The organism is Streptomyces sp. NPDC047981 (assembly GCF_040653315.1).
Lineage (GTDB): Bacteria > Actinomycetota > Actinomycetes > Streptomycetales > Streptomycetaceae > Streptomyces.
On record NZ_JBEZNQ010000017.1, the window covers coordinates 92,229 to 114,908 of the forward strand.

22 protein-coding genes are annotated in these 22,680 nt (G+C 72.2%); 1 reads left to right on the forward strand and 21 read right to left on the reverse strand.

What is annotated here, in order from left to right; genetic code table 11:
* Nucleotides 1–38: 38 nt before the first annotated feature.
* The 15 genes from dprA to AB0E14_RS13235 form a co-directional block, all read right to left on the reverse strand.
* Nucleotides 39–1,196, reverse strand: coding sequence for a DNA-processing protein DprA (dprA, locus tag AB0E14_RS13165; RefSeq protein WP_362415700.1), 1,158 nt, complete (start codon nucleotides 1,194–1,196; stop codon nucleotides 39–41).
* A complete protein-coding gene (locus AB0E14_RS13170) occupies nucleotides 1,193–2,806 on the reverse strand; it encodes a YifB family Mg chelatase-like AAA ATPase (protein WP_362415702.1) in 1,614 nt (537 codons plus the stop codon). Before AB0E14_RS13170 ends, dprA begins: the two co-directional genes overlap by 4 nt.
* Nucleotide 2,807: 1 nt before the next feature.
* Nucleotides 2,808–3,173 (reverse strand): YraN family protein, encoded by a 366-nt coding sequence (locus tag AB0E14_RS13175; protein ID WP_362415704.1) that lies wholly within the window; start codon nucleotides 3,171–3,173, stop codon nucleotides 2,808–2,810.
* A 105-nt stretch (nucleotides 3,174–3,278) separates the two neighbouring features.
* Nucleotides 3,279–3,587, reverse strand: coding sequence for a DUF2469 domain-containing protein (locus AB0E14_RS13180; RefSeq protein ID WP_005311352.1), 309 nt, complete (start codon nucleotides 3,585–3,587; stop codon nucleotides 3,279–3,281).
* Between the two features lie 55 nt (nucleotides 3,588–3,642).
* Nucleotides 3,643–4,110 carry an NUDIX hydrolase gene (locus AB0E14_RS13185; protein WP_362415754.1) on the reverse strand — a complete coding sequence of 156 codons (468 nt, stop codon included), beginning with the start codon at nucleotides 4,108–4,110 and terminating at the stop codon, nucleotides 3,643–3,645.
* Between the two features lie 86 nt (nucleotides 4,111–4,196).
* Nucleotides 4,197–4,946, reverse strand: a complete 750-nt coding sequence (gene lepB / locus AB0E14_RS13190) for a signal peptidase I (RefSeq protein ID WP_362415706.1) — start codon at nucleotides 4,944–4,946, stop codon at nucleotides 4,197–4,199.
* Between the two features lie 63 nt (nucleotides 4,947–5,009).
* A complete protein-coding gene (gene lepB, locus AB0E14_RS13195) occupies nucleotides 5,010–5,978 on the reverse strand; it encodes a signal peptidase I (protein ID WP_362415756.1) in 969 nt (322 codons plus the stop codon).
* Nucleotides 5,893–6,954, reverse strand: a complete 1,062-nt coding sequence (gene lepB / locus AB0E14_RS13200) for a signal peptidase I (RefSeq protein ID WP_362415758.1) — start codon at nucleotides 6,952–6,954, stop codon at nucleotides 5,893–5,895. The genes lepB (AB0E14_RS13195) and lepB (AB0E14_RS13200) overlap by 86 nt, the downstream gene beginning before the upstream one ends.
* Complete coding sequence (gene lepB / locus AB0E14_RS13205) at nucleotides 6,947–7,795, reverse strand: signal peptidase I (RefSeq protein WP_362415708.1); 849 nt, start codon at nucleotides 7,793–7,795, stop codon at nucleotides 6,947–6,949. Before lepB (AB0E14_RS13205) ends, lepB (AB0E14_RS13200) begins: the two co-directional genes overlap by 8 nt.
* Before the next feature lie 71 nt (nucleotides 7,796–7,866).
* On the reverse strand, nucleotides 7,867–8,217 hold the full coding sequence (rplS, locus tag AB0E14_RS13210; RefSeq protein WP_362415710.1) for a 50S ribosomal protein L19: 351 nt from the start codon (nucleotides 8,215–8,217) through the stop codon (nucleotides 7,867–7,869).
* Nucleotides 8,218–8,346: 129 nt separating this feature from the next.
* The gene (gene trmD / locus AB0E14_RS13215; RefSeq protein ID WP_362415712.1) at nucleotides 8,347–9,168 is read right to left on the reverse strand and encodes a tRNA (guanosine(37)-N1)-methyltransferase TrmD; all 822 of its coding nucleotides are present in this window, start codon (nucleotides 9,166–9,168) and stop codon (nucleotides 8,347–8,349) included.
* Nucleotides 9,168–9,785 (reverse strand): ribosome maturation factor RimM, encoded by a 618-nt coding sequence (gene rimM, locus AB0E14_RS13220; RefSeq protein ID WP_362415714.1) that lies wholly within the window; start codon nucleotides 9,783–9,785, stop codon nucleotides 9,168–9,170. The genes trmD and rimM overlap by 1 nt, the downstream gene beginning before the upstream one ends.
* Before the next feature lie 85 nt (nucleotides 9,786–9,870).
* Complete coding sequence (locus tag AB0E14_RS13225; protein WP_005311361.1) at nucleotides 9,871–10,110, reverse strand: RNA-binding protein; 240 nt, start codon at nucleotides 10,108–10,110, stop codon at nucleotides 9,871–9,873.
* A gap of 2 nt (nucleotides 10,111–10,112) precedes the next feature.
* A complete protein-coding gene (gene rpsP, locus AB0E14_RS13230; RefSeq protein WP_362415716.1) occupies nucleotides 10,113–10,556 on the reverse strand; it encodes a 30S ribosomal protein S16 in 444 nt (147 codons plus the stop codon).
* Between the two features lie 179 nt (nucleotides 10,557–10,735).
* A complete protein-coding gene (locus tag AB0E14_RS13235) occupies nucleotides 10,736–11,329 on the reverse strand; it encodes a hypothetical protein (RefSeq protein ID WP_362415718.1) in 594 nt (197 codons plus the stop codon).
* 385 nt (nucleotides 11,330–11,714) lie between these two features.
* Between AB0E14_RS13235 and AB0E14_RS13240 the strand changes: the two genes are divergently transcribed.
* Nucleotides 11,715–12,464: a methyltransferase domain-containing protein gene (locus AB0E14_RS13240; RefSeq protein WP_362415720.1), complete on the forward strand. Its 750-nt coding sequence runs from the start codon at nucleotides 11,715–11,717 to the stop codon at nucleotides 12,462–12,464.
* A 33-nt stretch (nucleotides 12,465–12,497) separates the two neighbouring features.
* On the opposite strand, the gene ftsH is transcribed toward AB0E14_RS13240, so the two are convergent.
* The 6 genes from ftsH to AB0E14_RS13270 all read right to left on the reverse strand — a co-directional run bounded on the left by ftsH (nucleotide 12,498) and on the right by AB0E14_RS13270 (nucleotide 22,285).
* A complete protein-coding gene (gene ftsH / locus AB0E14_RS13245; RefSeq protein ID WP_362415722.1) occupies nucleotides 12,498–14,423 on the reverse strand; it encodes an ATP-dependent zinc metalloprotease FtsH in 1,926 nt (641 codons plus the stop codon).
* Nucleotides 14,424–14,594: 171 nt separating this feature from the next.
* On the reverse strand, nucleotides 14,595–16,148 hold the full coding sequence (ffh, locus tag AB0E14_RS13250) for a signal recognition particle protein (protein WP_362415724.1): 1,554 nt from the start codon (nucleotides 16,146–16,148) through the stop codon (nucleotides 14,595–14,597).
* A gap of 123 nt (nucleotides 16,149–16,271) precedes the next feature.
* On the reverse strand, nucleotides 16,272–18,737 hold the full coding sequence (locus AB0E14_RS13255) for a [protein-PII] uridylyltransferase (RefSeq protein WP_362415726.1): 2,466 nt from the start codon (nucleotides 18,735–18,737) through the stop codon (nucleotides 16,272–16,274).
* A 25-nt stretch (nucleotides 18,738–18,762) separates the two neighbouring features.
* The gene (locus AB0E14_RS13260) at nucleotides 18,763–19,101 is read right to left on the reverse strand and encodes a P-II family nitrogen regulator (protein ID WP_101390346.1); all 339 of its coding nucleotides are present in this window, start codon (nucleotides 19,099–19,101) and stop codon (nucleotides 18,763–18,765) included.
* Nucleotides 19,098–20,444 (reverse strand): ammonium transporter, encoded by a 1,347-nt coding sequence (locus tag AB0E14_RS13265; protein ID WP_362415728.1) that lies wholly within the window; start codon nucleotides 20,442–20,444, stop codon nucleotides 19,098–19,100. The genes AB0E14_RS13260 and AB0E14_RS13265 overlap by 4 nt, the downstream gene beginning before the upstream one ends.
* A 365-nt stretch (nucleotides 20,445–20,809) precedes the next feature.
* A complete protein-coding gene (locus AB0E14_RS13270) occupies nucleotides 20,810–22,285 on the reverse strand; it encodes a hypothetical protein (RefSeq protein ID WP_362415760.1) in 1,476 nt (491 codons plus the stop codon).
* Nucleotides 22,286–22,680 lie beyond the last annotated feature (395 nt).

Here is a 22,680-nt window from a genome sequence, read left to right on the forward strand (position 1 = left end):
TGTTCATCACCCTCACCATTTCACCCGAATGCTCCAGGTCAAGTACCGCCTCGCCGCGCATTCGCCCCTTCCGTGGCGGTCTTCGTCAACCGCCAGTCGTCGCCTTGCCGTTCGACGAACCCCAGGGAGTGCAGTTCGTACAGTCTGACGAGGGTGTCGTCGGGGGTGGCGCCGGACCGGTCGGCGATCTCGGAGACGGGCGTGGGGCGGCCCGCGGGCATCGCTTCGAGGATGCGGGCGGTGTCGGGGGCGAGCAGGTCTCTCGCCAGGACCGGGCCGCGCCGCTCGGGGGCGAGCCGGCCCATGTCCCCGACGAGTTCGATCACTTCGGCGGCCTCGGTGACGAGGGTCGCCTCACCGCGCAGGAGTTCGTGGACGCCCGCGGAGAGCCCGCTGGTGACGGGTCCTGGCACGCCCATGGTGTACCGGCCGAGGCGGGCGGCGGCGCGGGCGGTGACGAGGGAGCCGCTGCGGTACTCGGCCTCGACGACGACCGTGCCTCGGGTGAGGGCGGCGATGACCCGGTTGCGGAGGATGAACCTGCTCGGGGTGGGGTGGCTGCCGGGCGGCAACTCCCCGATGACGACTCCCTGTTGCGCGACGCGGCCGATGAGTTCGGCATGGCCGCGCGGGTACGGGATGTCGACGCCGCAGGCGAGGACGGCGACGGTGGCTCCGCGGGCGGCGAGGGCCCCTCGGTGGGCGGCGCCGTCGATCCCGAACGCGGCGCCGGAGACGACGACCCAGCCCTCTTCGGCGAGGCCCGAGGCGAGCGTGGTCGCCATGTGCGCGCCGTACGGGGTGCAGGCGCGGGCGCCGACGACGGCGACGGAGCGCAGCGCCCAGGTCCGCAGGTCGGCGGGGCCGCGCGCCCAGAGGCCGACCGGGCGGGTGTCGCCGAGGTCGTCGAGCTGCCGTGGCCACTCGGCGTCGCCGGGGACGACGAACCGGCCGCCGTCCCCGCCGATGGTGTCGAGATCCCGCCGCGGCTCGGCACGCGCGGCCCGCAGGCGCCACCCCGCGACCCGTTTCGCCCCGGTGCCGTCGAAGACCTCCGGGTCGTCGGCCGGGTCCCTCAAGCGCTGGAGGAAGCCCTCGGCTCCGTACCGCCGCAGCACGCGGCCCGCGTGGACGTCACCGGGCTCGACGACCCGGGTGAGCGCGGCCCGCGCGAGCCGTTCCTCGTACGTGATCATGCGCGCTCCCCCGCTCCCACCGGCACGCCCCGGGCGATGCCGGTCCGCAGTTCGAGGGCGAGGTCCACGTCCTGGGCGTCGGGGCGGTCGTGGCCCGCGAGGTCGGCGACGGTCCAGGCGACGCGCAGCACCCGGTCGAGACCGCGCGCGGTCAGCATGCCGCGCTCGATGTCCCGCTCCGCCGCGGCGAGGGCTCCGGGGGCGACGACGAAGCGGGTCCGCAGCTCATGGCCGGGGACTTCGCTGTTGACGGTCCAGGGGGTGCCGGTCAGGCGGGCGGCCGCGCGGGCCCGTGCCTCGCGGACCCGATCGGCGACGGCTGCCGTGGACTCCCCGCGCCCGCCCTGGCCGAGCAGGTCGGAGCGGGTGACGGGCTCGGCCTCGACGCGCAGGTCGACCCGGTCCAGGAGCGGCCCGGAGAGCCGCGCCTGGTAGCGGCGGATGAGCGAGGCGGGACACTCGCATCCCGCGCCGTGCAGGGTGTGCCGCCCGCACGGGCAGGGGTTGGCGGCCAGGGCCAGCAGGAACCGCGCGGGGAGCCGGACGACCCCGGCGGCCCGGGCGATGACCACGTGCCCGGATTCCAGCGGCTGGCGCAGGGCGTCGAGCGCCTTGCCCGAGAACTCGGGCGCCTCGTCGAGGAAGAGGATGCCGCGGTGCGCCAGGGAGACCGCACCGGGGCGCGGGAGTCCGTTGCCGCCGCCGACGAGGGACTGCATGGTCGCGGAGTGGTGGGGCGCGCAGTAGGGGGCGCGGCGCACGAGGGGTTCGCCGGGCGGGAGGATGCCGGCCACCGAGTGGATGGCGGTGACTTCGAGGGACTCCTGACGGGTGAGCGGGGGCAGGATGCCCGGGAGGCGTTCGGCGAGCATGGTCTTGCCCGCTCCCGGTGGCCCGGAGAGCAGGAGGTGGTGGCTGCCCGCTGCGGCGACCTCCAGGGCGCGACGGGCTCCGTGCTGGCCGGCGACGTCGGCGAGGTCCGGCCCGTCGAGGGGGTCGGCGGTGAGGCCGGTGCCGACGCCCGCGCCGGGGACCAGGAGCCCGGCGAGCATGGCGTCCGGGCGGCCCTCTTCGGCGGGCTCCTCCGCGGGGACCGGTTCGTCGGAGAGGACGGCGATGAGCTGGCGCAGGCTGCGGACGCCGAGGACGGAGACCCCGGGCACGAGCGCGGCCTCACCGGCGGTCTGCTCGGGGACGACGACCTGGCGGTAGCCGGCCTCGGCGGCGGCGAGGACGGCGGGCAGGACGCCCCGCACGGGCCGGACGCGCCCGTCGAGTCCGAGTTCGCCGATCAGGACGAGGTCGGCGATGCCCCGGGGGTCGATCCGCTCGGCGGCACCGAGGACGGCGGCGGCGACGGCCAGGTCGAATCCGGAGCCGCCCTTGGGGACGGAGGCCGGACTGAGTCCGACGGTGAGCTTCTTCTGGGGCCACTCGGCGTCGGAGTTGACGATGGCGGCGCGGACCCGGTCGCGGCTCTCGCTGAGGCTCTTGTCCGGGAGTCCGACGAGGGTGAAGGCGGCGACGCCGGCCTCCAGGTCGGCCTGGACCTCGACGACGACGCCCTCCACGCCGACGAGGGCGACGGAGCAGGTGCGGGCGAACCCCATCTCAGACCACCCCCTGCACGTGGGTGACGACGGGGGCGCCCCGGCGGGGCAGGACGACGCCGACGAGGTCGATCCGGACACCGCCGTCGGGCGGTGGTCCTCCGTGGCGGTCGAGCCAGCAGGCCGCGAGCCGTTTCAGCCGGTCGGCCTTGGCCGGGGTGACGGCGGCCATGGGGTGCTCGAAGGCTCCGGCGCGCCGGGTCTTCACCTCGCAGACCACGACGGCGTCCCCGTCCCGGGCGACGATGTCGATCTCTCCGGTCCGCCCGCAGCGCCAGTTGCGCGCGAGGACGACCATCCCCGCGGCCGTGAGCCTGCGGACCGCCAGCTGTTCTCCGTACTGTCCGAGAGCGCTCGTTGCGTTCATTCGGCACCACCTCCGGCACCGACTGTGACGCGTCGCGACGTTCCGTGTGCGGGCCGGTGGACAAGCTCCGGCCTGTGGAGAACCTCGTCACCCGCGGGGGTGGTTTCAGCTGCCGGGGAGCTCCAGGTCGCTCTTGTTGAGCTCCTCGATGTTCACGTCCTTGAAGGTGAGCACCCGGACCTGCTTGACGAACCTGGCCGGCCGATACATGTCCCAGACCCAGGCGTCGGCCATGGACACCTCGAAGAACACCTCGCCCTGGACCGAGTGCACCTGCATCTCGTAGTCGTTGGTGAGGTAGAACCGACGCTCGGTCTCGATCACGTATTTGAACAGCCCGACGACATCGCGGTACTCCCGGTAGAGCTTCAGCTCCATCTCGGTCTCGTACTTCTCGAGGTCCTCGGCGCTCATGGCATGTTCCCCTTCAGCCGTGCGTCCACCCATTGTGCGCCAGTCGCTCGCACCGTTAAGCGATTTCCGTGGCGAGCACCAGCGGCGCACTCGGCGGTCCCTCGTCGAGCAGCCTGTGCAGCAGCTCGGCGAGTCTGGTCGGGTACACCGTCTCACGCGCCGCCGACAGTTCGGCGGAGGTCCACCACCTCAGCCCCGCGACACTGCGTTCCTCCAACTCCGTGAGGCCCCCGGGGGCGGTCACGGTCTGACTGGTTCGTGCCAGGTAGTACCACTCGTCCTGGTCCCACCGACGCCCGTCGAACGGGAACGAGCAGATCCGCTGCCACAGAACCGGTCCGAGTTCGACGTCCGTGATCCCGGTCTCCTCGGCCAGCTCGCGCAGAGCCGCCTGCTCACGGGTCTCGTCGCCCTCAAGGCCGCCACCGGGCGTGAACCACCATGTCCGGTCCGGGTCGTCGGGCTCGTAACCGTGCATGAGGAGGATGCGGTCGTCCGGGTCGAGCAGGACGACCCGGGCCACCCGCCGAAGCGCGGGCCCGCCGGCCCCGGCCTCAGCCCCGGCCCCGGTCCCGGTCGCTTCCGAGTCCGCGGAGCCCGTCGTACCCGTCACGCGTCCACCGTCTCTCTGCCGTTCGCCCGGGCGCCCCGGCGGCGGCCCGCGAGCCGCGCGAGCGGCCCGTACGCCGCCCCGCCCAGGATCAGTACACACCCGCCGAGGATCGCGTAGAAGAGCGGCTCCACGGGCCCGGGGACGGAGACCCCACCGGGCAGGGCCGCGAAGGCGGCGGGACGCTCCACGATCTGCGCGTCGGGCCAGGCGACCGCGTCGACCCGGGCGGTGACCGCGGAGCGCGGCACCGAGCCCTGACCGGCCTCTTCCAGGTGCGTGCGGGAGTCCAGGGAGGTGTGCCGCTCGTCGCCGAGGAGGAAGAGTTTCCCCTCCGGGACGGTCGCCGAGAACTCCTGGCCCGACGCGGGGGCACCGGCCCGCGTGTAGGGCTCGACGACGGCCTTGCCGTCGATCGTGAGGCGGCCGTCCTTGTCGCAGCAGGCGACCGTGTCGCCGCCGACGCCGACGACCCGCTTCACCATGGTCGAGCCTCCCCAGAGCGGATCCTCGAAGATCACGATGTCGCCGCGTCGCACCTCGTCCCCGTCGATCCGCTCGGCGAGGACCTTGGAGCCGACGGCCAGGGCCGGGGTCATCGAGTCGGTGGGCACGCTGTACGGCTGGTACAGCACGGCACCCCAGGCGAAGCCGCCGAGGAAGAGCACACAGCCGACGGCCACGGCCAGCCCCGACAGCACGCTGCCGAGGCGGCCGCGGCCGCCTTCCGTACGTATGGTCCCGCTCATCCCAGCGCTCCCCGCCTCGAAGGTCGGTACGACGATCTGGGACGGCACCCTACCCGCGCGTCACTACTCGGCGGTATGCCGAGCGGCGACCCTCTTCCTGCGCCAGAGGACCAGCGGCACCGCGCCGACCAGGCCGATGCCCGCGAGACCGGCCGCGCCCGGGGCGACGGCGAGGGCCTTGTTCAGCCCCGGCTGCTCGAAGGTCTCCGGCACGGGCAGCGTCGCCCAGCGGGTGACCGGCCAGGCCACGAAGACCGCGCGGCCGACGACCTGGTCGTTCGGGACGGTGCCGCCGCCCGCCAGGTTCATGTGGTAGCGGGAGTCCAGCGAGTTCTGCCGGTTGTCGCCCATGACCCAGATGCTGCCCTTGGGGACGGTGAGCGGCCCGAACGGCTTGTCACCGCAGGGCGAGGAGCCGGGGTAGATGTACGAGGTCTCGTCCAGCGCCTTGCCGTTCAGGATGACCTTGCCGCCCTCCTTGCAGGAGACCGTGTCGCCACCCACCGCGATGACCCGCTTGATCAGGTCCTTCTCCTCGGCCGACGGCATCAGGCCGATGAAGGAGAGGAACTCCTGGAGCACGTTCGGGTCCGGTGTGGGCTCGTTCTCCAGCCAGCCGCCCGGGTCGTGGAAGACGACGACCTCGCCGCGCTCCGGCTCCGAGCCGAACCACGGGGTGAGCTTGTCGACGAGGACGCGGTCGCCGCGCTGCAGCGTGTTCATCATCGAGTCGGAGGGGATCGAGAACGCCTGCACCAGGAACGTCTTGATCACCAGGGCGAGCACCAGGGCGATGCCGATCAGCAGCGGCAGTTCCTTCCAGAAGGAACGCGGCCGCCTCGCGGCGCCGTCGCCCTCCGCGGCCTCGCCGTCCTGCCCGCCGTCACCGGCGCCGTCAGAGTCGTCGGAGCGGTCCGCGGGGTCGGCGTCCCGCCCGCCGGCGGAGTCATCCCTCATGGCCACCGACGACTCGGCGAGCTGCTCGGGCCGCTCCTCGGGCTCGTCGTGTCCGGGTCGTGCGCCGACGGCCACATCCCCCACATCCACTCCTCAGTCCGTGCACATGCCCGCCCCAGAACAGGGACAGGCCCATCACTCCCATAACGAGCGGGAGTTCCGCAGGAGTCGGGAGCCAGGGCAATCCGTTCAGATTCCGCGAGGACACACTATGCGACACGCCGCGCGCGGACACAGCGCCCGAACGACCGTCCGGTACGGCGGCGAACGTGTCCGGCTCCTCGAGGCGGCGCCAGTGGCCCACCGGCCAGATGATGCCGACCGCCCGGCCGACGACGTCGTCCACGGAGATCGTCCCCTGATCCTTCTCGTCCAGGTGGTAGCGCGAGTCTGCGGAGTCCGAGCGATGGTCGCCCAGGACGAAGATCCGGCCCTCGGGCACCTTCACCTTGAACTTGATCTTCGAGGGCTCGTTCCCGGGGTGCAGATACGGTTCCTCCAACGGTACGCCGTTGACCGTGATCTTCCCGTCCGTGCCGCAGCAGGCGACGGTGTCGCCGCCCACCGCCACCACCCTCTTGATCAGGTCCTGGTCGTCGGCGGACGGCAGCAGCCCGATGAAGGTCAGGGCCTGCTTGACCTGCTTGACGCCGATGGGGTCCTCGGCCGCGGGCGGGGCGTCCTGGAGCCAGTTTCCGGGGTCCTTGAAGACGACGACGTCGCCGCGCGCGGGCGTGGCACCGAACCAGGGCGTGAGCTTGTCGACCGCGACCCGGTCGTCGATCCGGATCGTCTGCTCCATCGAGCCGGAGGGGATGACGAAGGCCTGGACGAGGAAGGTCTTCAGGACGAGCGCGATCAGCACGGCGACGGTGATCAGGAGCGGTATCTCCTTGATCGCCGAGCGCTGCCGCCGCCGCTTGACCTTGCGGGCGAGCCTGCGCCGGTCGGCCCGGCCCGGCAGCTGACGCGCGCCGTCGGCGGTCCGTGTCCCGGTGGGCAGCCGGTGGTCGGCGGCCCGGTGTCCGCCGGGCCTGCCCCGGTTACCCATGGCCGCCCGCCGAGGGGGCCGGTACGGCGTCGAAGGCATCGGTCTCCTGCACCGCCGCCCAGCGCCCGAAGGGCCAGCCGATCCAGTCCGCGCGCCCGATCACCCGCTCGACGGGCACCATGCCGCCGCCCGGCTGTCCGAGGTGGTCGCGGGAGTCGCTCGACTGACTGCGGTGGTCGCCCATCACCCACAGAGTGCCCTGCGGCACCACGATGTCGAAAGGAACCTTGGAGGGCGCGTCACCCAACTGGACGTACCACTCCTCGACCGGGACTCCGTTGACGGTCAGCCGGCCGTTCTTGTCGCAACAGACGACCCGGTCGCCGCCGACGCCCACGACTCGTTTCACGAAGTCCGTCTCGGCGGGCTCGGCGAGCCCGAGGGCCGCCGCGGCGCCGTGCAGGAGCCCGGTGACCGGGTTCGCCTCGGGGGGCTCCCGCACGAAGGACCCGGTGCCGTCGAAGACCACGACGTCGCCCCTGCGGGGCTCGTCGCCGAACCCGTACGCGAGCTTGTTCACCAGGATCCGGTCCCCGACCCGGAGCGTCGGCTCCATCGAGCTGCTGGGGATCAGGAAGGGCTGCAGCACGAAGTGGCTCAGGAGCAGCACGAAGACCACGCAGACGGCGCCGATGACCCCGGTGCGCCGCCAGGACCAGCCGAAGCCGTCGTCGGCGCGACCCCGGGACTCGTCCGGGTCCGCGGACTCGTCCGGGTCGGCGATCCCGTCGGCCGGCTCGGCCGGTGGCCGCTCGTCCCGGCCGGATATACGCACGGAGCGCGACCGCTCCTCCGTGGCGGAGGAGCGGTCGCGCTCCGTGTGCTGTGCTTCGGTGTCCATCGGGGGCAGAGCCTATCCGGCCGCCCTGTGAGTCAGTGCTCCGAAGCCGCGCGCGATCGGTGAGCCGGAGCTCACTTGTCGCGCTTCTCCTTGATCTTGGCAGCCTTGCCGCGCAGCTCACGCAGGTAGTAGAGCTTGGCGCGACGGACGTCACCGCGGCTGACGAGCTCGATCTTCTCGAAGATCGGGCTGTTCACCGGGAAGGTGCGCTCGACGCCGACGGAGAACGAGACCTTGCGGACCGTGAAGGTCTCGCTGACGCCCGAGCCCTGGCGGCGGATGACGACACCCTTGAACTGCTGGATACGGGAGCGGTTGCCCTCGATGACGCGCACGTGGACGTTCACGGTGTCGCCGGGACGGAAGGCGGGGAGGTCGGAGCGGAGCGAAGCCGCGTTGACCGAGTCGAGCAGGGAGGCCATGGTGGTCTCTTTCCTCGCTGATGCCACAGGTCATCAGCGGAACATCGAAAAAGGTGATGGAGCGTCGTGCGCACCGGGCGGGCGTCGTCCCCCTGTGGCAGGGGCGCTCGTCGGGCACACAACAGCGGCCTATTCTTCCACGGCCCCCGGCCTGCGCCAAAATCGGCCGCCGGGCTCGGGGGCCCAGCCGAGCATGGAGAGGATCTCGCGGTCCTTCTTGTCGAAGGCGGCCGGGTCGCAGCGCTCGATCAGGTCCGGCCGGTTCAGCGCCGTGCGCCGGAAGGCCTCGTCGCGGCGCCAGCGCGCGATCTTCCCGTGGTGCCCGCTGACGAGGACGTCGGGGATGGCGCGGCCGCGCCACTCGGGGGGCTTCGTGTAGACGGGGCCTTCGAGCAGGTTGGCCATGGCGCCGGGGGCGAAGGAGTCGTCGCGGTGGGACTCGGCGTTGCCGAGGACGCCGGGCAGCAGCCGGGCCACGGCCTCGGTGACCACGAGGACGGCGGCCTCCCCGCCGGCCAGTACGTAGTCGCCGATGGAGACCTCGTAGACCGGCATGCGGGTCGCGTACTCGTCCATGACGCGGCGGTCGATGCCCTCGTAGCGGGCGGGCGTGAAGACCAGCCAGGGGCGCTCGGAGAGCTCGACGGCGAGTTCCTGGGTGAACGGGCGTCCGCTGGGGGTGGGCACCACGAGGACGGGGCCGTGGGCGCCCGCCTCGAAGCCGTCGGCGAGGGTCTGGTCGAGGGCCTCGCCCCAGGGCTCGGTCTTCATGACCATGCCCGGGCCGCCGCCGTACGGGGTGTCGTCGACCGTGTTGTGCCGGTCGTACGTCCAGCCGCGGAGGTCGTGGACGTGCACGTCGAGCTGCCCACGCGCGCGTGCCTTGCCGACCAGGGAGACGTTCAGCGGCTCCAGGTACTCGGGGAAGATCGTGACGACGTCGAGCCGCATCAGGACGCGTCCTCGCGGGGCTCGCCGGACGCGTCGGAGGCATCGGACGCTCCGGACTCGCCGGACGCGTCGGGCCCTTCCGCGTCCCGGGCGGAGGCGATCTCGGCGCGGTCGTCGATGAGCCCGGGCGGCGGGTCGATGACCGCGCGCTGCTCCTCCAGGTCGATCTCCGTGACGATGTCCTCGACGAACGGGATCATCAGCTCGGTGCCGTCGGGCCGCTCGACGATGAAGAGGTCCTGGGACGGCAGGTGCGAGATCTCGGTGATCCGGCCGATCTCGGTGCCGTCGGCGAGGACGACGTCCAGGTCCATGAGCTGGTGGTCGTAGTACTCGTCCTCCTCCGCCGGCAGCTCGTCGGGGTCGACGTCGGCGATGAGCAGGGTGTTGCGGAGGGCCTCGGCCGCGGTGCGGTCGCGCACGCCCTCGAAGCGGAGCAGGAGGCGGCCGCTGTGCACGCGCCCGGCCTCGATGGTCAGGGGGCCCGTGCCGGCCGGATCGGTGAGCAGGACCGCTCCGGGACTGAGCCTCAGCTCGGGCTCGTCCGTCCGTACCTCGACGGTGACCTCGCCCTTGATGCCGTGGGCGCGGCCGACCCGCGCGACTACCAGCTGCACGTCTTCATTCTCTCCTGATCCGACGACGACGGGCCGGGGCGGGCCCGAAGGCCCTCCCCGGCCCGTGCCGGTGTGTCCAACTTGCTCAGCGGACCTGGTCCACGTCGACGAGGTCGACCCGGATGCCACGGCCGCCGATGGCGCCCACGACGGTACGCAGCGCACGCGCGGTGCGGCCGTTGCGGCCGATCACCTTGCCGAGGTCGTCGGGGTGGACCCGGACCTCCAGCACGCGACCGCGACGCAGGTTGCGCGAGGCGACCTGCACGTCGTCGGGGTTGTCGACGATGCCCTTCACGAGGTGCTCGAGAGCCTCCTCGAGCATGCTCAGGCCTCGGTCGACTCGGTGGACGCGGCCGCCTCGGCCTCGTCCGCCTTCTTGTCGGCCTTCTTCGCCTTCGGGGTGATGGCCTCACCCTTGGCGTCGTCGCCCTCGAGGGCCTTGGCGAACGCGTCGAAGGAGGCGCGCTTGTCCTCCTTGGTCGCCGGCTGCAGCAGCGGCGCCGGGGCCGGCAGGCCCTTGTGCTTCTGCCAGTCGCCGGTGAGCTTCAGGATGGCGAGGACCGGCTCGGTCGGCTGGGCGCCGACGGACAGCCAGTACTGCGCGCGGTCCGAGTCGACCTCGATCTTCGACGGGTTGTACGTCGGGTGGTACAGACCGATCTCCTCGATCGCACGACCGTCCCGGCGGGTGCGGGAGTCGGCGACGACGATGCGGTAGTGCGGCTGGCGAATCTTGCCGAGGCGCTTGAGCTTGATCTTGACTGCCACTGGAGTGGTGTCTCCTGGTCTTGACGTGGTTGGGCACATGAGATGCCACGTGGGGTTGCGGTACTCGGGTGCCCGATGGACGCGTCAGCCGGAGGAGAGAGGGGTCCTATGCGACTGTCGAGTACAGCTAGCCATTGTGCCACACGACCGCGACACCCCTGACCCGGGCCGGGCGGGGGTCAGCCCGCCACGCCCGCCGTTTCCGGGATGCGGAAGGGCTTGCCGCAGCCGCCGCAGACGATGGGCGCCTGGGCGAGCACCGAGGGGACCACGCGCACGTTCCGGCCGCAGTCGCAGACGGCCTTCACGCGCACGCCGCCGCCGGAGGAGCCGTGGCGGGCGGCGGGGCCGCGGAAGGAGCGCTTGGTGTCCGCGGCCGTCGCGACGGTGTGGGCCTTCAGGGCGCGCTGCAGCCGCTCCATCGTGGGCCTGTACCGGCGCTTCGCCTCGGGGTTGAGCGTGACCAGGGAGAAGCCGCTGCTGGCGTGCGGCTCCTCGGGGTGGTCCAGGCCCATCTCCTCGGCGATCGCAAGGAATCTGCGGTTGTGGTACCGACCGGCGCGTGAGGTGTCGCGGACTCCTCGGGCGGCGGCGATGCCGTGGACTGCCTCGTGGAGCAGTCGCTCGAAGGAGAGCTCGGCGCCACAGGCGGACGAGGACTCTCCGATCAGGGACTCGGGGGCGGCAAGATCCGGCAGTTCGGGGTGGTGCCGCTGAATGTCGGCCCACGCCTGCGCCAGCTCTGCGGCGAGAACAGGGGGTGTCGTGCTCACGTCGCGTACAACGAGCCGACGTGCCGCCGGGTTCCATTCCGGGGCATCCCAAATAATTTGCACGTACCCGTCAGTTGCCCTTGATGCGTCCGGACGAGGGTCAGTGCGCAGATCTGCGGAGAAGTCGCGACAGCCCGCGCCAAGCTGGTGCGTAGCGGCGCATACGCCCCGGCGCGCGGAGAGGCCCCGTACGCGCCCCTGGGGGTCGACGCAGGGACAGTACCGGGTCGAGGGTCAAGACGGCGCACCGGCCCCACCCGGACGGCCGAAGTGGTCCGGCGCGAGCACTGGACGCGGGCACGGATCGGCAGTTCCCTGACATACGGGGGGATGCGGGCGCACGTACACGGGGGCTGTCGACCAGGCACTGATTGGGGCGCTTTCCATGACACCTACGCTCGTCCCGTACCACCCCGCGCGCGACTGGGCCGAGATCCAGGAACGCATGCTCGTTCCGCTCTACGAGGCGGTGTACGACCGTCTCGACGTGGGCCCCGGCACCCGGGTCCTGGGGCTCGGCTGCGGCTCGGGGCTCGCGCTGCTGATGGCGGCCTCGCGGGGGGCGCGGGTGACCGGCGTGGACCGGGACCACGCGCGCGTGGAGCTGGCCCGGGAGCGGATTCCGCAGGGGGCGGGGCACGCGCTGGTGGAGGGCGGCCCCGAGGCCGCGGGCGATCCCTCGCGCACGCCGTACGACCTCGTCACGGCGTTCCACACCTCGACCGGTCTGGGGCGGGCGCTCGCGGCCGTCACTCCGATGGCCCAACCGGGCGCGGCGGTCGTGCTGGCCGGCTGGGGGCCGCCTGAGCGGTGCGCGACCTCGTCCGTCCTGCGGGTCGCCGCGCGTCTCGCGGGGAGCAGGCCCGGCTTCGGGGAGGACCTGGAGGACGTGGTGGCGCGGGCCGGTCTGAAGCCGGACGGCTCGGGGCGGGTGTCGTGCCCGTTCGGGTACGCGGACCAGGACAGCGCGGTGCGAGGGCTGATGTCGACGGGCGACTTCGACGCGGCGGTCCGCGCGACGGACCCGTCCCAGGTCGAGAAGGAGATCGCGGAGGCCCTGCACCCGTACGTCCGCGGCGACGGCACGGTGTGGATGCCGAACGTCTTCCGCTACCAGATCGCCCGCGTGCCGTAGGTCGCCCGGGTGCCGTAGGCGGCGAAGGACGCCTCAGGCGTCCTTGGTGAGGCGGGTGATGCCCGCCGCGCGGTACGCGGCGTCCTCCTCCAGGGTCTCGTCGGCCAGCAGGGCGGTCGCGAGGGCGTCGAGCCGCTCGCGGTTCTCGCGGAGCTGGCGGACCGCGCTCTCGTAGCACTCGTCGACGATGCGGCGCATCTCCTCCGCGACCATGTCGAGGGTGGCCGGAGCCGCGGAGAGCCCGTACGCCTGCTGGGCGTCGCCCGGGATGGCGGTGAGGCGGCCGACGCGTTCGCTCATGCCCCAGCGGCCCGCCATGCCGCGGGCGATGTTGGTGACCTGCTCCAGGTCGCTCTCGGAACCGGTGGTCACGACCCCGTAGACGACCTGTTCGGCGGCCATCCCGCCGAGCGCGCCGATGATCCGGCCGCGCAGGTACTCCTCGGTGTACGCGTACTTGTCGGCGTCCGGCGTCGAGAGGGTGACGCCGAGGGCCCGGCCGCGCGGGACGATGGTGATCTTGCGGACCGGGTCGGCGCCGGGCTGGAGCATGCCGAGCAGGGCGTGGCCACTCTCGTGGTACGCGGTACGGCGCCGCTCCTCCTCCGGCATCACCAGCGGCCGTTCCGCCCCGAGCTGGACCTTCTCCAGGGCGTCGGACAGGTCGGAGCGGGTCACCTCCTTCTGCCGCCGCTTGACGGCGAGGAGAGCGGCCTCGTTGGCGAGGTTGGCCAGTTCGGCTCCGGTCATGCCGGGGGTCGTCCGGGCGACCTGGACCAGGTCGACGTCCTGGGCGAGCGGGATGTCCCGGGTGTGGATGCGCAGGATCGCCTCGCGGCCCCCGCGGTCGGGCGGGTTGACGTGCACGATCCGGTCGAAGCGGCCGGGCCTGGTCAGCGCCGGGTCGAGGACGTCGGCCCGGTTGGTGGCGGCGAGGACGATGACGCCCTCGGAGCCGGTGAAGCCGTCCATCTCGGTCAGGATCTGGTTGAGCGTCTGCTCGCGCTCGTCGTGGCCGCCCATGCCCGAGCCGCCGCCACGCGCCCGGCCGATGGTGTCGATCTCGTCGATGAAGATGATCGCGGGGGCCACCTTGCGGGCCTCGGCGAAGAGTTCCCGCACCCGGGAGGCGCCGACGCCGACGATCATCTCGATGAACTCCGAGGCCGAGGCGGAGAAGAACGGCACCCCCGCCTCGCCGGCGACCGCTCGCGCGAGCAGGGTCTTGCCGGTGCCGGGCGGACCGGCAAGGAGCACGCCGCGCGGCATCCTGGCGCCCATGTCGCGATAGGCCGAGGGGTTCTTCAGGAAGTCGACGACGTCGTTGAGTTCGCCCTCGACCTCGTCGATGCCGGCCACGTCCTCGAAGGTGGTGCGCTTCTCCCCCGCCACCAGCTCCACCGGCTTGGGCGGGGCCTTGCGGCCGAGCATGCCGCCCCCGCCTCCCATGCCGGCGCTCATCCGCCGGGCGATGAAGATCCACAGCACCACGAGGAGCAGCATCGGGGCGAGCGAGATGAGCAGGTTGGCGAGGAAGCTGCGCTCCTGGACCACCGGCTCCGCGGTGACGGTGACGCCCTTCGCGGTCAGCTCGGCCCAGAGGTCGTCGTCGGCGAAGGCGGGCCGCTGGGTGACGAACTTGCTGTAGTCGCCCTTGTCGCCGTTGGGCAGGGGCTGCTTGTTCTTCAGCTCGCCCTGGATGGCGTCGCCCTTGGAGTAGATCTTGGTGACGTTGCCGGCGTTCACCTGCTTGCTGAACTCGGTGTAGGAGATCGTCGGCTCGTCGCCCCGGTTGAAGAAGGACAGCACGAGGTTGGCCAGCAGATAGACGACGAGGGCGGTGAGGATGAGCCCGCCCCAGCCGCCGGGCATCTTCTTCTTCGCGGGCGGGGGCGGCGGGGCACCCTCCGAGCGCCAGGGCTGGTCGGTCCGGTCGCGCGGGGGTACGGAGTTGGGCACGCTGCTCTCCTCATACCGACAGACCGACATACCGACGTCAGGCCCGGTGGCCCGGCCCTCAGTATCGAGAGGGCCGCCGAGACCGGCATGTCGGGCGGCGCGGAGGAGTGAGAAGGGGCCCGGGGCGGTTTCGCACCGCCCCGGGCCCCTTCACGTACCACTCGACGGGCGTCAGCCCATGAACTTCTTGAACTCGTCCGGCAGCTCGAAGTCGCCCGGGCCCTGCCCGGCGGCCGGGAGGCCGAACGCGCCGCCCTGCTGCGCCTGCTCGCGGCGGGCCTGGGCGGCCTCCTCCTCGGCCTTGCGCTTCATCGGGTTGCCGCTCTTGCGCTTGCCCTTGGCCTGCTTGACCTGCTTCTTCTGCCGGCCGGGGCCACCGCCCATGCCCGGGATCCCGGGCATGCCCGGCATGCCGCCGCCCTGGGCCATGCGGGACATCATCTTGCGGGCCTCGAAGAACCGCTCGACGAGCCCCTTCACGGCGCTGACCTCGCTGCCGGAGCCCTTGGCGATACGGGCGCGGCGCGAGCCGTTGATGATCGTCGGGTCCTGGCGCTCGGCCGGGGTCATCGACTTGATGATGGCGGCCGTGCGGTCGACGTCCCGCTCGTCGATGTTGTTGATCTGCTCCTTCATCTGCGCCATGCCGGGGAGCATCCCGAGCAGCTTGGAGATGGAGCCCATCTTGCGGACCTGTTCCATCTGGGCGAGGAAGTCGTCGAGCGTGAACTCCTGGCCCTTCTTGGACGCCAGCTTGGAGGCCATCTTGGCGGCCTCTTCCTGGCTGAAGGTCTGCTCGGCCTTCTCGATGAGCGAGAGCATGTCGCCCATGCCGAGGATGCGGGACGCCATGCGGTCCGGGTGGAACGCGTCGAAGTCGTCCAGCTTCTCGCCGTTGGAGGCGAACATGATCTGGCGGCCGGTGACGTGCGCGATGGAGAGCGCGGCACCGCCTCGGGCGTCGCCGTCGAGCTTGGAGAGCACGACGCCGTCGAAGCCGACGCCGTCCCGGAAGGCCTCGGCGGTGTTGACCGCGTCCTGACCGATCATGGCGTCGACGACGAAGAGGACCTCGTCGGGGCTGACGGCGTCGCGGATGTCCGCGGCCTGCTGCATCAGCTCCTGGTCGATGCCGAGACGGCCGGCGGTGTCGACGATCACGACGTCGTACATCTTGGTCCGCGCGTACTCGATCGAGTCCTTCGCGACCTGGACCGGGTCTCCGACGCCGTTGCCCGGCTGCGGGCCGTAGAACGCCACGCCCGCGCGCTCGGCGACGACACCGAGCTGGGTGACGGCGTTGGGGCGCTGGAGGTCACAGGCGACGAGCAGCGGGGAGTGGCCCTGGCCCTTGAGCCAGAGGCCGAGCTTTCCGGCGAGGGTGGTCTTACCTGCACCCTGGAGACCTGCCAGCATGATCACGGTCGGGGCGGTCTTGGCGAAGCGGAGCCGCCGGGTCTCGCCGCCGAGGATGCCGATGAGCTCCTCGTTGACGATCTTGATGACCTGCTGGGCCGGGTTCAGCGCCTGGGAGACCTCGGCGCCGGTCGCCCGCTCCTTGACCTGCTTGATGAACGCCCGGACGACGGGCAGGGCGACATCGGCCTCGAGCAGGGCGATACGGATCTCGCGCGCGGTGGCGTCGATGTCCGCCTCGGACAGGCGGCCCTTGCCCCGGAGGTTCTTGAATGTCGCTGCGAGGCGGTCGGAGAGGGTATCGAACACGGCGGTCGCGGATCCTCGGTGTCGGGGGCGGGCGGACGGATTGCCCTCAAGGGTATCTGCCCGGTCGAAGTACGTGCCCCCGCCCGTCGAAACGGGCGGGAACCCGGTCCTTCGCGGGGGGCCTCACCGCAGCGCGCCCTCCAGCGCCTTCGCCAGGTCCGCGGCCTCCTCGTCGGAGAGCAGGGACCCGTCCGGACGGGTCACGTACAGCGTGTCCACGGCGTTCGCGCCGAGCGTCGAGACGTGCGCGCTCCTGACCCGGACGTCGGCGCCCTCCAGGGCCCGGCCGATCCGGTGCAGCAGGCCGGGCCCGTCCTGGGCGCGGACCTCGATGACGGTGGCGAGCCGGGAGCCGGCCGGGGCGACGGTGACCCGGGGCGGCGGGGCCGTGACGCCGCGTCGCCTCGGGTGGGCGGCGTCGCGTTCGGCGAGGCGGGCCGGGACGTCGAGGCTGCCGTCCAGGGCGCGGACGAGGTCGGCGCGGAGCCGGGTGGCCTGCGGCAGGGAGCCGTACGCGGCGGCGACCCGCCAGTTCAGGACCAGGACGGCGCCGGGGCCCGCCCCGAGCCCGCTGGGCAGCTCGACGGCGCGCAGGTCGGCGGCGCGGACGGTCAGCCGGTGCAGGGCGAGGACGCCGGCCGCGGCGGGCAGGACGCCGGGCTGGTCGGGCAGGGCGATGAGGAGCTCGACGCCGACCGGTTCCGGCGTGCCGTCCTCGGGGGCGGTCTCCGGCTGGGTGCGCAGGGCGAGGACCGGCTCGCCGGTGCGCAGCGCCTCGACCGCGAGGCGTTCCTGTTCCGCGCTGACCGCGGCCGGCTGCGGTTCGGGCGCGGGCTCACCGGCGAGGACGGCGCCGACGCGCTTGACGAGGTCGGCGACGAGCGAGGCGCGCCAGGTCGACCACGCGGCGGGCCCGGTGGCGAGCGCGTCCGCCTCGGTGAGGGCGTGGAGCAGTTCGAGCGCGCCCTGCGTCCCGACGGCGGCGGCCACGGACCGCACGGTCGCGGGGTCGTCCAGGTCGCGCCGGGTGGCGGTCTCGACCAGCAGCAGATGGTGGCGTACGACGGTGGCGAGGACGGCCGCGTCGGCGCGGTCGAAGCCGATCCGGGCGGCGACGTCGCGGGCGATGGTCTCCCCGGCCACCGAGTGGTCGCCGGGCCAGCCCTTGCCGATGTCGTGCAACAGGGCGGCGACGAGGAGCAGGTCGGGCCGGCCGACCCGGCGGGTCAGCGAGGAGGCCCGGACGGCGGTCTCCACGAGGTGCCGGTCGACGGTCCAGGTGTGGACGGGGTTGCGCTGGGGGCGGCAGCGGACCCGCTCCCAGTCGGGCAGGAGCCGGGAGACGAGGCCTTCGGCCTCCAGGGCCTCCCAGACGGGCACGGTGGACTCGCCCGCGCCGAGCAGGGTGACCAGCTCCTCGCGCGCCTCGGCGGGCCAGGGCACGGTCAGCGGGGCGGCGTCGGCCGCCAGGCGGCGTACGGCGTGCAGGGAGAGCGGGAGGCCCGACTGGGCGGCCGCGGCGGCGGCGCGCAGCGGGAGCACCGGGTCGCGGTCGGGTTTGGCGCTGAGGGCGAGGACGACCTCGCCGTCCATCTCCACGACGCCCTCGGCGAGCGGGGTGCGCTCGATCGGCGGCTTGGCGCCGCCCGTACGGCCGGAGCGGCCGCCGAGGAGGCTACGGAGCCGGGGGCGGGCGGAGCGGGCCTTGAGGACCCGGTTGACCTCGCGCCAGGTGACGTCACCCGCGTACGAGATGACCCGGGCCGCCTCGTAGACCTCCCGCAGCAGGGTGTCGGCGTCCAGGAGGCCCAGCTCCTCGGCGACGGCGTCCTGTTCCTGGAGGGCGAGCCGGTCGGTGGCCCGTCCGGTCGCGAGGTGCAGCGCGTCGCGGGTGTCGAGGAGGCGGCGGCGGGCGGCGTCCAGCCCCTCGCGGGGCGCGTCGGCGAGCCAGGAGGCGGCCACGGCGCGCAGCACCTGGGCGTCGCGGAGCCCTCCCCTGGCCTCCTTCAGATCGGGTTCCAGGAGGAACTGGAGCTCGCCCATCCGCTCGGCCCGCTCGCGGCACAGGGCGTCGAGTTCGGGGAGCCGCTTGGGGGCCTGGTTGCGCCAGTCCGCGAGGACGGCGGTGCGCAGGGCGGAGACGAGCCCGAGGTCGCCCGCGACCGGCCGGGCGTCGAGCAGGCCGAGGTGGACCTTGAGGTCGTCCGCGGCCGTCTTCAGGGCCTCGGCGGGGGTGCGCACGGAGTGGTCGAGGGCGAGGCCCAGGTCCCAGACCGGGTACCAGATGCGGTCGGCGAGCGTGGCGACGGTGCCCGCGTCGGCGCTGCCGTCGTGCAGCAGGACCAGGTCGAGGTCGCTGCGCGGGGAGAGTTCACCGCGCCCGTAGCCGCCGACGGCGACGAGCGCCACCCCTCGTGGCGGCCGGGCGGCGGTGAAGAGGCCGGTCAGCCAGTCGTCGGTGAGCCGGGCCAGGGCGGCACGGCGCGGCGGCCCGGACCGGTCCTTCTCGGTGAGAAGGGCCAGCCGGGCCGCCGCGTAACCGCTGGGTCCCGAGTCTTCCGCTCGTGTACTCGTGTCGACGGTCGTCACCCAGCAGCTCCTTAAGTGCCCGTGCCTACAGTGCGTCCGGACCGCGTTCGCCGGTGCGGACCCGTACGGCCGTCTCGACCGGCACGCTCCACACCTTGCCGTCACCGATCTTGCCGGTTCGGGCGGCCTTGACCACGACATCGATGAGCTGTTCGGCGTCGTCGTCCTCGACCAGGACCTCGATACGGATCTTGGGGACGAGGTCGACCGTGTACTCGGCACCGCGGTAGACCTCGGTGTGGCCGCGCTGGCGGCCGTATCCGCTGGCCTCGGTGACCGTGAGCCCCTGGACGCCGAAGGCCTGGAGGGCCTCCTTGATCTCGTCCAGCCGGTGCGGCTTCACGACTGCGGTGATGAGCTTCATGCGTCCACCTTCTTGTTCTCCGTGACGGCGGGGGCGGGGGCGGCGGTCGAGCGCGAGGACGCACCGCCGCCGGCTCCGCTGAAGTCGTACGCGGTCTCGGCGTGCTCGACCTGGTCGATGCCGGAGATCTCGTCGTCCTCGCTGACCCGCATGCCCATCGTCTTGTCGATGAGGAGCGCGAGGATCGCGGAGGCGATCAGAGAGTAGGCGAGGACCGCGAAGACACCCACGGCCTGCTTGCCGAGCTGCTCCAGGCCGCCGCCGTAGAAGAGGCCCTTGGCGTCGGACTGGACGCCGCCGGTGGCGAAGAAGCCGACGAGCAGGGAGCCGACGACACCGCCGACGAGGTGGACGCCGATGACGTCGAGGGAGTCGTCGTAGCCGAACTTGTACTTCAGGCCGACGGCCATGGCGCAGAGGAGGCCCGCGATGGCTCCGATGGCGATCGCGCCGAGCGGCGAGCAGGAGCCGCCGGACGGGGTGATGGCGACGAGGCCCGCGACGGCGCCGGAGGCGGCGCCCAGGGTGGTGAAGGAGCCGTGGCGGAGCTTCTCGTAGCCGAGCCAGGCGAGCATGGCGGCGGCGGTGGCGACCTGGGTGTTGACGAACATGACCGCGCCGACGCCGTCGTCGTTGCCGAGCCACGAGCCGGCGTTGAAGCCGAACCAGCCGAACCAGAGCAGACCGGCGCCGAGCATCACCAGCGGGAGGCTGTGCGGGCGCATCGGGTCCTTCTTGAAGCCGACCCGCTTGCCGATGACGAGGATGACGCCGAGGGCCGCGGCACCGGCGTTGATGTGGACGGCCGTACCGCCGGCGAAGTCGATGACGCCCATCTCGAAGAGCCAGCCGCCGGCGCCCCAGACCCAGTGCGCGACCGGGAAGTAGACGACGGTGACCCACAGGGCGATGAACAGCGCCCAGGCGGTGAACTTGACGCGGTCGGCGAGCGCGCCGCTGATCAGGGCGGGCGTGAGGATCGCGAACATCAGCTGGAAGACGGCGAAGACGTACACCGGGATGGTGTAGCCGTCCCACAGTTCGGTGACGCCGATGCCGCTGAGGCCGACGTACTCGGAGGACCAGCCGATGATCGATCCGGAGTCGGCGCCGAAGGCCATGGAGAAGCCGTAGAGCACCCAGAGGATCGTGACGATCCCGAGGCTGATGAAGCTCATCATCAGCATGTTCAGGGTGGACTTGACGCGGACCATGCCTCCGTAGAAGAAGGCGAGTGCCGGGGTCATCAGCATGACCAGGGCGGAGCAGATGAGCATGAACCCGGTGTTGGCGGCAGACAGCTCGGGGGCGTCTGCGGCCAGGGTCATGATGGCTGGTGCCATCGGCGTCTCCTCGTCGTCGGTACGGCCTGTGCGGGGCGGGGCCGGAGAGCGGCTTTGGCCATGAGGGGTGGCCGGTTATGCGCCAGAGATTCGCGCAGGGCCGTTTCCGCCGATGCCGCACGATGTTTCGCCGCAGTGACGAAGGAGTGGGACGTGTTACGCGACTGTGAACGTCCGGGTCACGGGAAGGTAACGCGCGTACCCTGCGCGCAGAGCCCCCGGAACGTCTACCGGCCGCGACAGTCGTCCCTGGTGTCCTGGCGGCGGGGGAGCCGAGTCGGGCAGTACGGGAACGCTGTCGCGGCCGGAGTGTGCGAGGCCCTGGTGCGGGCCGGCGGGCGGGACGGGCTCGGCCGTCCGTGGGGTCAGACGGCCTCGGCCGTCTCGGGGAGCAGGGCGGTGAGCCGGTCGGTGAGCTGGACGACCTCGGCGACGTCGCGGAAGTCGCGGGCGGCGGTGTCGACGGTCTTGCGCAGCCGGGTGTTGACCCGCTCGGAGCGGACGCTCCTGGCGACGCCGAGCGCCTTCTCGACCAGGACGGCCGACTGCTCGGGCTCGCGCTTGAGGAGGTGCACCGTGGCCATGCCGATGAGGTTCAGTGCGTACGACCGCTGGTGCTCGCTGTCCTTCTCGAAGAGCTGGACGGCCCGCTCCATGACGGGCTCGGCGAGCGAGGCGTAGGTCGGGGAGCGTCCGGCGACATAGGCCAGGTCGCGGTAGGAGTGCGAGTTCTCGCCGTTGAGCTCGGCCTCGGAGAAGAAGCGGATCCAGTCGGGCTCGGGCTCGCCGTCGAGGCCGACGTCGGCGAAGGTGTCCTCGGCCATCCGGACGGCTCGCTTGCACTTGGAGGGCTGGCCCATGTTGGCGTAGGCGCGGGCCTCCATCGCATACAGCATGGCCTGGGTGCGCGGGGTGGCGCAGTCGCGACTGCCGTACTGGGCGAGGTGGATGAGTTCGAGGGCGTCGTCGGGCCGGCCGAGGTGGATCATCTGCCGGCTCATGGAGGAGAGGATGTACGAGCCGAGCGGCTTGTCCCCGGCCTCCTTGGCGGCGTGCAGGGCGAGCACGAAGTACTTCTGGGCGGTGGGCTGCAGGCCCACGTCGTAGCTCATCCACCCGGCCAGTTCGGCCAGTTCGGCCGCGCACCGGAAGAGGCGCCGGCTGGTGGCGGCGGGCTGGGGTTCCTGGAGGAGGTCGGTGACCTCGTGGAGCTGGCCGACGACGGCCTTGCGGCGCAGCCCGCCGCCGCACTGGGCGTCCCACTGGCGGAACATCGCCGTGGTGGATTCGAGGAGGTCGAGCTCCATCGCGGAGAGCTTGCCGGGGCGGTGGCCGGTGGGGATCGGCTCGGGCGGTCCCGGCTCGCCGGGCGGGGTCGGGACGAGCCAGCGCTGCATCGGCTCGATGAGGGAGGGTCCGGCGGCGAGCGCGAGGGAGGTGCCGAGGAAGCCGCGGCGGGCGAGCATGAGGTCGCTGCGGGAGAACTCGCTGAGCAGGGCGACGGTCTGGGGGCCGGCCCAGGGCAGGTCGACCCCGGAGACGGACGGCGCCTGGTGGGCGGTGCGCAGCCCGAGGTCCTCGACGGCGACGACCGAGCCGAACCGCTCGGAGAACAGCTCGGAGAGGATCCGGGGGATCGGCTCGCGCGGCTGCTCGCCGTCGAGCCAGCGGCGCACGCGCGAGGTGTCCGTGGAGATGTGGTGCGCGCCCATCTGGCGCGCCCTGCGGTTCACTTGGCGCGCCAGTTCGCCCTTCGACCAGCCGCTCCGCACGAACCACGAGCTCAGCTGCTCGTTCGGGCGCTTGCCGGCAGTCGTACCGTCTGCGCCGTTGCCGCCCACAGGAACGCCCCCATCCACGTCGAGACTCTGTTGCCGCGAACCCCTAACAGAATGCCGTGTCTTGCGGCGTCCGTCCGGAGCTTCTACTCCTTCGAACGGGAAAGCGGGTTGCCTCCGGCATACCCGCGTGCGCATGGACTCCAGGGTTCGAGCACCGAAAGTAATCCTACGATCACCCCTCCCGCGAGGCGGTTTCAAGAAACGCCACCATTCGCCACCCCTTCGAATGAACTCGCCTGGCGCGGAACGCGATTCACTTGACATGCGACGAACCAGGGTCGGCGGACCGAAGCGCCAGCAGGCGCGCGCCACGGACCGCACCACCTCGCCCGCCCCCGCGCGCCACCCCCGGCGACGGAGCGTGACGGTGGCGATCCGGGTCGTAACCACCGGCG

What these genes read in the sequence shown, in the direction of transcription:
- AB0E14_RS13225 (WP_005311361.1), bottom strand. Translation starts at nt 10,110, where the DNA reads ATGCTCGAGGAGGCTCTCGAGCACCTCGTGAAGGGCATCGTCGACAAC.
- lepB (WP_362415758.1), bottom strand. Translation starts at nt 6,954, where the DNA reads ATGGGTAACCGGGGCAGGCCCGGCGGACACCGGGCCGCCGACCACCGG.
- lepB (WP_362415708.1), bottom strand. Translation starts at nt 7,795, where the DNA reads ATGGACACCGAAGCACAGCACACGGAGCGCGACCGCTCCTCCGCCACG.
- AB0E14_RS13265 (WP_362415728.1), bottom strand. Translation starts at nt 20,444, where the DNA reads ATGGCACCAGCCATCATGACCCTGGCCGCAGACGCCCCCGAGCTGTCT.
- lepB (WP_362415706.1), bottom strand. Translation starts at nt 4,946, where the DNA reads ATGAGCGGGACCATACGTACGGAAGGCGGCCGCGGCCGCCTCGGCAGC.
- AB0E14_RS13260 (WP_101390346.1), bottom strand. Translation starts at nt 19,101, where the DNA reads ATGAAGCTCATCACCGCAGTCGTGAAGCCGCACCGGCTGGACGAGATC.
- AB0E14_RS13175 (WP_362415704.1), bottom strand. Translation starts at nt 3,173, where the DNA reads ATGAACGCAACGAGCGCTCTCGGACAGTACGGAGAACAGCTGGCGGTC.
- AB0E14_RS13180 (WP_005311352.1), bottom strand. Translation starts at nt 3,587, where the DNA reads ATGAGCGCCGAGGACCTCGAGAAGTACGAGACCGAGATGGAGCTGAAG.
- trmD (WP_362415712.1), bottom strand. Translation starts at nt 9,168, where the DNA reads ATGCGGCTCGACGTCGTCACGATCTTCCCCGAGTACCTGGAGCCGCTG.
- AB0E14_RS13240 (WP_362415720.1), top strand. Translation starts at nt 11,715, where the DNA reads ATGACACCTACGCTCGTCCCGTACCACCCCGCGCGCGACTGGGCCGAG.
- AB0E14_RS13170 (WP_362415702.1), bottom strand. Translation starts at nt 2,806, where the DNA reads ATGGGGTTCGCCCGCACCTGCTCCGTCGCCCTCGTCGGCGTGGAGGGC.
- dprA (WP_362415700.1), bottom strand. Translation starts at nt 1,196, where the DNA reads ATGATCACGTACGAGGAACGGCTCGCGCGGGCCGCGCTCACCCGGGTC.
- rplS (WP_362415710.1), bottom strand. Translation starts at nt 8,217, where the DNA reads ATGGCCTCCCTGCTCGACTCGGTCAACGCGGCTTCGCTCCGCTCCGAC.